At 72.5% G+C, this 11,030-nt stretch carries 7 protein-coding genes; all 7 read left to right on the top strand.

Annotated features, from left to right (window positions below; genetic code table 11):
- Nucleotides 1-926 (top strand): DUF222 domain-containing protein (locus ACWDN5_RS33925; protein WP_449679163.1); only part of this gene is annotated, 926 nt, incomplete at its 5' end.
- A 1,115-nt stretch (nt 927-2,041) separates the two neighbouring features.
- Nucleotides 2,042-2,884, top strand: coding sequence for an ESX secretion-associated protein EspG (locus ACWDN5_RS33920; RefSeq protein ID WP_449679162.1), 843 nt, complete (start codon nt 2,042-2,044; stop codon nt 2,882-2,884).
- A gap of 16 nt (nt 2,885-2,900) precedes the next feature.
- Nucleotides 2,901-3,371 carry a hypothetical protein gene (locus ACWDN5_RS33915; RefSeq protein ID WP_310970509.1) on the top strand — a complete coding sequence of 157 codons (471 nt, stop codon included), beginning with the start codon at nt 2,901-2,903 and terminating at the stop codon, nt 3,369-3,371.
- A gap of 8 nt (nt 3,372-3,379) precedes the next feature.
- Nucleotides 3,380-5,335, top strand: coding sequence for a hypothetical protein (locus tag ACWDN5_RS33910; protein WP_449679161.1), 1,956 nt, complete (start codon nt 3,380-3,382; stop codon nt 5,333-5,335).
- 5 nt (nt 5,336-5,340) lie between these two features.
- On the top strand, nt 5,341-5,685 hold the full coding sequence (locus ACWDN5_RS33905; protein ID WP_310970611.1) for a type VII secretion target: 345 nt from the start codon (nt 5,341-5,343) through the stop codon (nt 5,683-5,685).
- Nucleotides 5,682-6,224, top strand: coding sequence for a YbaB/EbfC family nucleoid-associated protein (locus tag ACWDN5_RS33900; RefSeq protein WP_449679160.1), 543 nt, complete (start codon nt 5,682-5,684; stop codon nt 6,222-6,224). Before ACWDN5_RS33905 ends, ACWDN5_RS33900 begins: the two co-directional genes overlap by 4 nt.
- Entirely contained in the window at nt 6,218-11,029 is a 4,812-nt protein-coding gene (locus ACWDN5_RS33895; RefSeq protein ID WP_449679159.1) for a DUF6531 domain-containing protein, read from the top strand. Before ACWDN5_RS33900 ends, ACWDN5_RS33895 begins: the two co-directional genes overlap by 7 nt.
- The last annotated feature ends 1 nt before the right edge of the window (nt 11,030 follow it).

Genomic DNA, 11,030 nt, shown 5'->3' with positions numbered 1-11,030 from the left:
CTGGGTCGCTGAGTGCTCCGATGATCGACACGATTACCGGGGTGCTGGCGGAGGTTCCGCCTGAGCATCGTGACCGCGTCGAGGCTGATCTGTTGGCGTTCGCGGCTGAGGCCGGGTACAAGCAGGTGGCGGTTCTCGGTGCCCGGATCCTCGCCCACCTCAACCCTGATGGCGCCGAACCCGACGACACCGAACCTTCGACTCCTACCCGGGAACTGTTCCTGCGCCGCCGAAGATCCGGAACCTGGGAACTCAACGGCAAGTTCGACGACGAGACCGGCACCCGCGCCAGCGCCCTGCTCGACGCCCTGGCCGAACGCCGCACCGGCGACGACGGCCCCGACCACCGCGCGATGCCGCAGCGCTACGGCGATGCCTTCTCCGACGCGGTCGACCTGGCCTTGAATTCCCCGGATTTGCCGATGCAGGCCGGGGAACGGGCCCACGTCATGGTCGCGGTCTCCCTCACCGACCTGCAGTCCGGCACCGGCACCGCGACCCTCGGCGACACCGGGACCATGACCGCCGCCGAAGCCCGGGTGCACGCTTGCGACGCCATGGTCATTCCGGCGGTGCTGGGTGCGAAGAGCGAACCGCTCAACCTGGGTCGCCTCCGCCGCCTCATCTCCGCCGGACTCCGCCGAGCGCTGTTCCTACGCGACCGAGGCTGCGCGTTCCCCGGCTGCCACCGCCCACCCCGGCACTGCCAAGGCCACCACATCCGACATTGGGCCGACGGCGGCCCCACCAACCTCAACAACCTGGTGTTGATGTGCGCCCACCACCACCGGCTGCTGCACCGCTCAGGCTGGGAGGTCCGCATCGCCGCCGATGGTCTTCCCGAATTCCTTCCACCGATCTTCCTGGACCGGCGCCGAAAACCCCGGCGCAACAACCTCCACGAACCGCTGCCATTCGCAGCCTGAGCCAACCGAACAAGGGAAAGGCCCGCAGCCACACGGCTACGGGCCTACACCCACGACCCCGACCCGCAAGCTCGCCGCGCACCTGCACCCCATCGCCGCACAGCCACGCCCATCGCCGCGCAAACTCGCCCGCTGCAGTGCAACCTCGCCCCACGGCCGCGCAATTTCGCTCCATCGTCGCGCGGACTTTCTCCGTGGCGGTGAAATCTCGCCCCGTCGCCCCGCGCAGCCTTGCCCATCGCCGCGCACCTGCGCCCCATTGCCGCGCAATCTCGCCCTATTGCCGTGCAGCCTCGCCCATCGCCGCAGAACCTCGCCTCGTCGCCGCGCGATCTCGCTCCGTCGCTGCACAGTTCGCCCGTCGCCGCGCGATCTCGCTCCGTCGCTGCACAGTTCGCCCATCGCCGCACAATCCCGTCCGCCGTGGCGCGCGACCTTTCCTCCGCTGCCGTGCAAACTTGGCCCGCCACCGTGCAGCTCACCCGCGCCGCCGTGCAGCCTCACCCACCGTCGCGCGCGAACTTTGCACCCCGCGCAACCTCGCCCCGCCGCCGTGCAACCTCGGCCGCGCGAGCTCGCCGTCGCCGTGCGACCGCGCCCGCCGTCGCGCGACCTCTCTCCATCGCGCGCGGTCTCGTCGCCGGCGCGACTTCGGCCCAGCGTTGCGCGACCTTCCCTGCCGTCGTGCCGTCGTGCCGTCGTGCCGTCGTGCCGCCGTGCCCAAACCGTGCCGGAGCTCGGCTCGGCCTCGCCGCGCTCGGCGTCGGGCGCTCCATCCTCTGTCCCACCCAGCGGTATCCCCGATCGGACCGACCATCCCGCCACTGCGGCCGGAAAGCACAGCCCCTGCCAGCGCAAATCGCCGCCCTCGCTGCTCGCCGCCCGAGCTCGCCACCGTCCGGCCGCCCTCCGCGGCCGAGCAACCCGCCAGCAGCCCGGCCCCCGAACGAGCGCCCCACCACTCCATCGGGCGACATCCCCTTGCCCGCCCGGGCCAGCGGAGCGTGGTCTTTCGGGCATCCGGGTGGCGGTCGCGACCCCCACCGCAGCCGCACTGCTAATGTTCATCAGGGAACTTGCTTGAAGGTTTGACGAAAAGGATCCGGCGAGGGGAAATGGCGGAGCGGTTCGAGTTCGTCCTCGAGGTCTTCGAAGCACTCGTCGTCGGGCGGGCTACCGGGGGCGATGTCCGGCGGTACCCGCTCCGGGCCGGGAACCTGCCGTCCGATCCCGTGCGGTTCGTGCACATTGCCCGGCAGGTCTACGACGAGCTCGAGGAGCGGCGTCTGTCCGTCTCCGGTGAGCTGCACCCCGGCGTGCGGACCGCCTTCGAACTGCTTGCCGAACCGCGGATCTCCGTGGCCGTCAGCGGGATCGATGGGCTGGGGGCCGATGTGGCCGTCCTCGTCGTCAGCGATGGTGCCCAGGCGCTCGGGATCACGCAGTCCGCCGACACCGATGAACTGCTGTTCTCGCTGTTCGCCGACGAAGACCTCGTCGAGGTCGTCACCGGGGTGCTTCCGCCGGCTCCCGCCGCCAGCACCGGGCGGCACACCGTGCACCGGGCCGCCGGGCGGGAGGTCTCCGCCATGACCGCCAAGCGGATCGCCGACGCCGAGTTCGACGAAGAAGAGACCGATGCCTTCGGCATGATCGAGGTCAAGGCCGTCGTGCGGCCCGGGCGGCGGCCGCCGGCTCCGAAACCGTCCGATGTCGCCGTGCTCGAACGGGTGCTGGCCGAACCTCGGCTGGGTGGGGGGCACATTGCCGTCAGCGCCCAGGGGCGGCGCGGGGAACGCGTCGCCAGCGAGCCGCTGAGCTGGCTCGACACCGCCGATGGCCGGTACCTCGTGCACACCCGGACCGGCGACGGCGGGGAACTCACCGCGGACTACGTGCCCGCCGGGCGGGCCGATCTCGCGCGCGCCATCCGCGACGCCATCGCGGCCGTCTACTGATCGGGGAGGAGCAGTCATGACCACGGAAGAGACCGCCGCGGCGGCCCAGGCCATCCAGGCCACCATGCAGATGCAGAGCGCGGCCACCCCCGAGGCGAAGGCCATGGCCGCCGTGCGGGTCGGGCTCGCCGGGGCGCAGCTCAAGCGGCTGGCGCAGACCGGTGGCTTCGCCATCGACGACACCACCGGCAACCAGCTGATCGAGGCCCTCGAAGGCGTGCTCGAGTCGCTCGAGCAGCGGTGGGCCAACCTGCAGCGGCTGCACGACGCGCCCGCGATGAGCCGCACCGCCACCGGGCAGTGGGTGTCCGCGCACATGGTCAGCACCGCCGCCGACGAGCACGGCCTGGTCACCCAGCTGCAGGCCGCGCGGCAGGAGTTCCCGACCTACATCGAAGCCATCAAGCTGGCCAAGAAGAACTACAAGTCCCGGGAAGAGACCACGCGCACGACGCTGACCTCGCTCCCGACCGCCGACCAGAGCTGAGGGAGACCGTGGCACCCACCGCCGAGTCCGTCTCGGACCCGTCGTCGCCGGACTACGACCCGCGCAGTCCGCTCTACGACGTGACCGCCGATTCGTCGTCGAAGTACTACGTCGGGCCGCTGACCACGGACAAGTCGCCCTCGGGCGACGAGATCCGCGAGATGGCCACGAAGCAGATCGACGACGAGATCCGGGCCGGCTGGCTCGGCCCGGTCGTCGACCCGGTGCTGCGCGACAAGAAGATCCAGGAGCTCTACCAGCAGCACCTCAACGACGCCAAGCACGGCCTCGACGAGGGCCTCACCATGCGGGAGAACGGCGGGGCGCCGCGCACCCTGTGGAACAACGCCAGCCACGAGCAGATGAACGAGGCCATCACGCAGGACGCCAACCCGGCGACCGTCGCGGAAACCTCGGAGGAGTGGGTCCGGGTCGGCAACGACCTCGGCACGCACCAGAAGACGCTGGCCGACGCGATCAACGCCAGCACGAACAACTGGCAGGGCGACGCCGGTGACGCCGTCCGCGAGCACCTCGCCGGTGTCGGCAAGTGGCTCGGCGCGACCGCGCAGGGCGCCACGCTCGCCGGGCGGCAGCAGGAAATCCACTCCCAGGCGCTCAACGAAACCCAGCGGCAGATGGTCGCGAACCCGCCGGTCCAGTTCGACCTGCAGTCGACCAACCAGCGCCTGATGTCGATGACCGACCCGATCCAGTACGCGGCGGCCGCGGGCGAGGCCATGCAGACCTACCGGGCGCAGCAGGCCGCGCGGGACCACGCCGCGCAGATCATGACGCAGTACGACGAGACCATCGGCGCCGCCGTCGCCACCCCGCGGTTCCCGGCCCCGCCGAAGCTGCCGACCGCGACCGCGACCAGGCAGAACGTCGTCGCGCGGGGCGGCGCCGGGGCGGGCGGTGACGTCCAGCCGCTGCTGGCGGGAAGCCGGCGGCTCCCCGATGCCGCAGGCACCCCGGCCGACGTGAACGCCGCCGGCCTCGGCGCCGGTGGGGCCGCGGGCGCGGGCATCCCGGGCGACGGCAGCGGCGCCGGAGGGTCCGGCTTCTCCGGCAGTGGCATCCCGGGTGCGGGCGGCGACGGCAGTGGCAATTCAGGCAGTGGCATCCCCGGCGGTGGCGGCTCGGGCTTCTCCGGCGCCGGCATCCCCGGCGGTGGCAGCGGTGCGGGCGGCTCCGGTGGCGCGGGCTTCACCCCGCCGAACTTCGAGGCCCCGAACGGCCCCGGCGGCGGCAACTTCAGCGGTGCCGGCATCCCCGGCTCGTCGCTGCCGCACTTCGACGACTCGACGACGTCCTCCGGCTTCACGCCCTCCGGCATCCCGGGCGGCGGGGGCGCCGGTGGCGGCAGCGGGTTCACGCCGCCGTCGATCCCGAACATCCCGGACGTCTCGGGGGGCGGCGGGACCGTCCGCGGCGGCGGCTCGATCCCCGGGTTCACCCCGCCCGGCATCGACCCGCTCACCGGGCTGCCCACCGGCACCGGCGGCCTCAACACCCCCGGCGGGGCGAAGATGCCGACCATCGGCCGCGGTGGTGGCATCAACGGCGAGAGCATCGCCAGCCGGCTCGGCGGCATCCCCGGCGGCGGCGGTGGCGGCGGTGGCTCGCTCGGCGGGATCGGCGGCTCCGGGGCCGGTGGGTCCGGCGCCGGTGGTGCGGGCCTGCGCGGTGCCGGCAACCTCAGCGGCGGTGCCGCGTCCGGCGCGGCCGCGGAAGCCGAAGCGGCGGCGGCGCGCAACGCGATGTCGGGCCGCGGTGCGGCCGGTGCCGCGGGCTCCCCGGGCATGGGCGGCATGGGGGCCGGCCGCGGGGGCAAGAAGGAAGACGACAAGGAACACAAGGCAGCCGACTACCTCGAAAGCGACGACCCGAACTTCTTCGCGGGCGAGCAGGCGGTCGCACCGCCGGTGATCGGCGACTGGAAGAACCAGGATTGGAAGTGACGCCCGTGACGGCTCCCGGTTTCGAGGTCGAACCGGACGACCTGGTCGCGCACGCGAGTCACGTCGAGAGCCTGGTGGACCGGCTCAACACGGCGAGCTCGGCGGCCGACACGGCGATGTCCGACCACGCCTACGGGCTGCTGTGCGCCTTCCTCCCGCCGATCATCCGGCCGACCAACGAGGAGGCGAAGGACGCGCTGACCGCGTCCGCGGAAGGCGTGCGCGGGCTGGCGGACAACGTCACGGCGGCCGCGAAGTCCTACCGGGAAGGCGAAGAAGCCAACGCGCAGCCGTTCGAGCGTCAGCTCGCGGCTTCGCCGCGCGCAGTGGAAGCGAGGTCCAACGCATGACGGGTCCGAACGGACTGGGGGACCTCATGCGGGACCCCGACGAGACGATCCGCCGGATGGACGACTGGGCGGCCGGGTTCGCCGCGAAGGCGCAGCGGTACCAGGCGGCGCAGGAGCAGACCGAACGGCTGCGGCTGACCGCGACCAGTTCCGACGGCGCGGTCAGCGTGACCGTCGGCGCGGACGGCACCGTCACCGACCTGACGTTCTCGAACAAGGTCAAGTCGTTCCCCCTCGAAGAGCTCTCGCGGCAGATCCTGACGACCATGCGCCGGGCGCAGTCCGGCATCGCCGACCGCGTCGCCGGGGTGATGGCCGAGCAGCTCGGCGACGAAGACCGCGAAACCCGTGGCCTGCTGCTCGACAACCTGCGGGGCCGGTTCCCCGACCCGGACGAACCGGACGAGCAGCCGCCCACCCCGCCCGCGCCGGTGCCCCCGGCCCCCGCGGGTGGCGCGGCGACCCCGCCCGCCCCCGGTGCCCCGCAGCCGCAGCGGCGGCCTGCCACTTCCGACGACGAGGACAACAATCCGTGGTGAATCCGCTGGTCGCGGAGACGAAGGATTCCACCAAGGCGTATTCGGGCATTTCGCTGCTGGAGTCGGCGAACGATCTGAAGTCGGCCATCGAGAGCGGGGACTGGGCGTCGGTCGCGCTGGGTTCGGTCGGGACGGCGCTGGACGCGCTGTCGATGGCGATGGACCCGTTCGGGGCGATCCTGGCCGCCGGGGTCGGCTGGCTGATGGAACACGTCGGGCCGCTCAAGGAAGCGCTCAACGGCCTCACCGGCAACGCCGATGAGATCGCCGCGCAGTCGGAGACGTGGAAGAACATCGCGACCGAGCTGGGCAGCGTCGGCGAGGACCTGACCGGCATGGTCAAGGCCGACACCGTGTCCTGGACCGGTGCCGCGGCCGACACCTACCGGCAGCGGGCGCAGGACACGGTGACGCTGCTGGAGACCGCGCAGAAGGGCTGCGAAGGCGCTTCCAGCGGGGTCAAGACGGCCGGTGAGGTCGTGGCCGCGGTCCGGGCGCTGGTGCGGGATATCATCGCGGAGCTGGTGGGGCACCTGATCAGCTGGGCGCTGCAGGTGCTGTTCACCCTCGGCATCGGCATGACCTGGGTCGTGCCGCAGGTGATCAACGCCGTCGCCAAGACGGCGTCGAAGATCGCCGACCTGGTGAAGCGGCTGGTGACGGCGTTGAAGGCGCTGGTTCCGCTGCTCAAACGCGCCGGGGACCTGTTCTCAGACGCGGCGAAAGCGCTGCGGAAGATCAAGCCGGGCAAGACCGCGCCACCGCCCAAGCACACCGACATCAAGAGCGGGCCGAAGGACATCGGCGGCCCCAAGGGTAAAGGCGACGGCGACGGCACCACGACCTCGGGGGCGAAGGGCGACGGCACCAGCACTTCCGGCGCCAAAGGCGACCCGCCACCGAAGACCGACCCGCCGCCGGGCTCCAAAGGCCCCGACGACAACCCGAAGGGCCCGGATTCCTCTCCGGGCGGTGGCTCGACCACGCCGTCGGGCGGGGGCAAGGGCGACAGCGGCAAGGGCGGCTCGAACAAGCCGGACAACCCGCGCGACCGCGGCGTCGGCCCGGACGACCGGGTCTGCAAGTCCGACCCGGTCGACGTCGCCAACGGCGACGTCATCCTGGAGCAGCGCGACCTCGAACTGCCGGACCCGCTCCCGCTCGTGCTCGACCGGACGCACATCTCGTCCTACCGGGCCGGGCAGTGGTTCGGTCCCACCTGGACGTCCACTGTGGACCAGCGGCTGGAGCTCGACGACGAGCACGTCTGCTATTTCTCCGCCGACGGCCTGGTCCTGGTCTACCCGCACGCCGAACCCGGGGTCGCGGTGCTGCCGCTGGAAGGCCCGCGGCGGCCGCTGACCCGCACGGCGACCGGCTACACGCTGCACGACCCCCTGGCCCGGCGGACGCTCACCTTCGCGCCGCTGCCCGGCCGCGGCGCCGCGCTGCAGCCCCTGGACCGCGTCGAAGACGCCACCGGTGCCGTCATCGAGTGCGCCTACACGCCCTCCGGTGAGCCCTCGCGCGTGACGCACTCGGCGGGCTACGAGGTGGCGCTCACCACCGACCGCGGCCGCGTGGTGGCGGTGGACGTCGTCGACGGCGACACCGGCTACCGCGTCCGCGCGGTCCGTTACGACTACGACCCGCGCGGCCGGCTGGTCGCGGTGGTCGACTCGTCGGAGACCCCGGTCCGGTTCGAGTACGACGACGCCGGCCGGATCACCGGCTGGCACGACCGCAACGGCGTCTGGTACCGCTACGTCTACGACGCCGGCGGGCGCTGCGTGGTCACCGTCGGGGACGGCGGGTTCCTCGACGGCCGGTTCGCCTACGACAGCGCGCAGCGGGTCACCCGGTTCACCGACTCGCTCGGCCACACCAGCGAGCACCACTTCAACGAGCTCGGCCAGCTCGTGCGGGACGTCGACCCGCTCGGCGCGGTCACCGGCTACACCTGGGACCGCTACGACCGGATGCGGAGCCGGACCGACCCGCTCGGCCACACGACGCTGTTCGAGCACGACGAGGCCGGCGCACTGCGGGCGGTCGTGCGGCCCGACGGCAGCCGCGTCGCCGTCACCCGGCACCTCGACGGCGCCCTCGACATCGCGGTCGAGGCCGCCGGCCGCGTCTGGCGCCGCCACTACCCGGCCGGCCGCGCACCCGACCCGTACACGACGCTGCTCGGCATCGCCGACGGCACGGACGAGACGGCGCCCGTCGCCGAAGAGCCCGCCGCGGCCACGGGCGAGCGGGTGCGCGAGCGCGGCGACGGCACCGACCTGTTCGGCCGCCCGAAGGCCGTCGTCGACGCCGCGGGCGGGCGGTCCGCGGTGCGCTGGAGCGTCGAAGGGAAGCTGCTGGCCCGGACGACGCCGTCCGGCGCGCAGGAGGTGTGGCGCTACGACCGGCAGGGCAACGAACTCGGCCACACCGGTCTGCTCGGCCAGGCCGAAGCCCGCGAGTACGGCCCGTTCGACCTGCTGACCGCGGTCACCGACCCGACCGGCGCGCGGACGGCCTACTCCTACGACACCGAGCTGCGCCTGGTCGCGGTGACCAACCCGGCCGGGCTGACCTGGCACTACAGCTACGACCCGGCCGGGCGCCTGGCCGCCGAGTCCGACTTCGACGGCCGCGTGACCCGCTACACCCACGACGCCGCGGGCCGGCTGGTGCGCTCGGAATCCGGCGGCCTGGTCGTCGAGTACGGCTACGACGTGCTCGGCAACGTGGTCTCCCGCCGCACGGCCGACGAGCTCACGACGTTCGCCCACGACCCGGTCGGCCGGCTCGCCACCGCGGCGAACGCCGAGTCCCGGGTGGACATCGAGCGCGACGACTCCGGCCGCGTCCTCGCCCACACCGTCGACGGCCGGACCGTTTCCTTCGGCTACGACGACGAAAACCACGTCGTGCACCGCCGTACACCGTCCGGAGTGGACAGCGTGTGGCGCTTCGACCCGGACGGCGTCCCGGTCGCGCTGGAAATCGCCGGCCAGTCGATCCGCTTCGGGCACGACGGCGGGGCGGAAACCCGGCGCGTCTTCGGTGACGTCGTGCTCGAACAGGCCTACGCGGGGGAGCGCCTCACCGGGCAGACCGTCACGGTCGCCGGCCGGCGGGTGCACGCCCGTGGGTACGACTACCGGCCCGACGGCGAGCTCGCCGGGGTCGACGACGACGCGACCGGCCCGGTGCGCTACCAGCTCGACGCCGCCGGCCGGGTCACCGCGGTCACCGGCCCGAACCGCGCCGAGCAGTACCGCTACGACGGCGCGGGCAACATCACCGGCACCGCCCGGGAACGCCGGTTCTACACCGGCACCCGGCTGACGGCCTCGGACACCGCGGCCTACGAGTACGACGCCCACGGCCGGCTCGTGTCCCGCCGGGACGCCTCGGGCGCGGTCTGGCAGTACGCCTGGAGCGCCCTCGGCCGGCTCACCGGCGTCGTCACCCCGGACGGCAGCCACTGGCGCTACCGCTACGACCCGCTCGGCCGGCGCACCGCCAAGCAGCGGCTCGTCGCCGGGCCGGGCGGCGCCCCGGTGGTGGCCGAGCAGGTGCTGTTCACCTGGGACGGCACCACCCTCGTCGAGGAACAGGCCGGTCCGCGCGTCACCACCTGGGAGTACCACCCGGACGACGGCAAACCCCTGGCGCAGGTGGCCGCCGGGCGGCTGGCCACCGTCGTCACCGACCAGGTGGGCACGCCGATCGAGCTCGTCGACGCGGCCGGGGCGCTGCTGTGGCGCGGCCAGGCGGACCTGTGGGGCACCGACCTGGCGGACCCGGGCGGCACGCCGCTGCGCTTCCCCGGTCAGTACCGCGACGCTGAGACCGGCCTGCACTACAACGTCTACCGCTACTACGACCCGGCGACCGGCCGATACCTCAGCCCGGACCCGCTGGGCCTCGACCCGGCGCCGAACCCGGTCGCGTACGTGGCGAACCCGCTCGTCGCGGCCGACCCGCTCGGCCTGGCGCCGACGGTGTCGCCGTGCGGGAAGGTCAAGGACGACCGGGTCCCGAAGCGCAAGCGCTCCGAGGACGACTCGACGCAGGCCTCCGGGTCCGGCTCGAACAAGAAGCCCAACACCGGCAAGGACTACAAGCCCGGGGACATCGTCAACGACGACCTCAAGGACCCGGCGATCGACAAGTACAAGAACTTCCCGAAGGACGACCCGGACAACCCGCTCGGCAGGCGCCTGAAGGACGACGAGGGCAAGACGAAGGTCAAGCGGTCCGAGGACGTCGGCGAGGCCGGGGCGCACGACTACCTGAAGAAGACCACCGGCAAGGACGACCTCGAGATGATCACGCCGACGAAGGCCAATCCGCTGCCGGCGGGCAAGTACGGCACCAAGCCGGGCGAGCCGTGGCCGAACGCGGTCGCCTTCAACGGCAACAACGTCGCCGACGTCGCCTACTGGGACGGCAAGACCCTGCACGTCGTCGAGGCGAAGGGCAACGGTTCGACGCTGACCGGCGGCCCGATGCACGGCCGCGTGCAGAAGTTCGACCCGAACACCGGTGACCCGGTGCCGCCCGCGCAGCGGCCCAACGACCACCGGATGGACCAGGGCAGCACGGAGTACCTCAAGGACGTCGCCGCGAACATGAAGAACAGCAAGCCGGAGAACGCGACCTACGACGGCCGCGGTGAGGTCGGGACGTCGATCTGGAACGCCATCCACAACGGCCACCCGCCGGTGAAGTACGTTCCGGTCAACACGACGGTCGGGCCGGACGGCAAGGCGGTCGTCAAGGTGACGCCGGGCTACGGGGAGTAGG

This window comes from Amycolatopsis sp. NPDC003731 (assembly GCF_053586895.1).
The sequence above is the reverse complement of the archived record's forward strand: the minus strand, read 5'-3'. Positions and strand labels throughout refer to the sequence as shown.

What these genes read in the sequence shown, in the direction of transcription:
- ACWDN5_RS33920 (WP_449679162.1), top strand. Translation starts at nt 2,042, where the DNA reads ATGGCGGAGCGGTTCGAGTTCGTCCTCGAGGTCTTCGAAGCACTCGTC.
- ACWDN5_RS33915 (WP_310970509.1), top strand. Translation starts at nt 2,901, where the DNA reads ATGACCACGGAAGAGACCGCCGCGGCGGCCCAGGCCATCCAGGCCACC.
- ACWDN5_RS33900 (WP_449679160.1), top strand. Translation starts at nt 5,682, where the DNA reads ATGACGGGTCCGAACGGACTGGGGGACCTCATGCGGGACCCCGACGAG.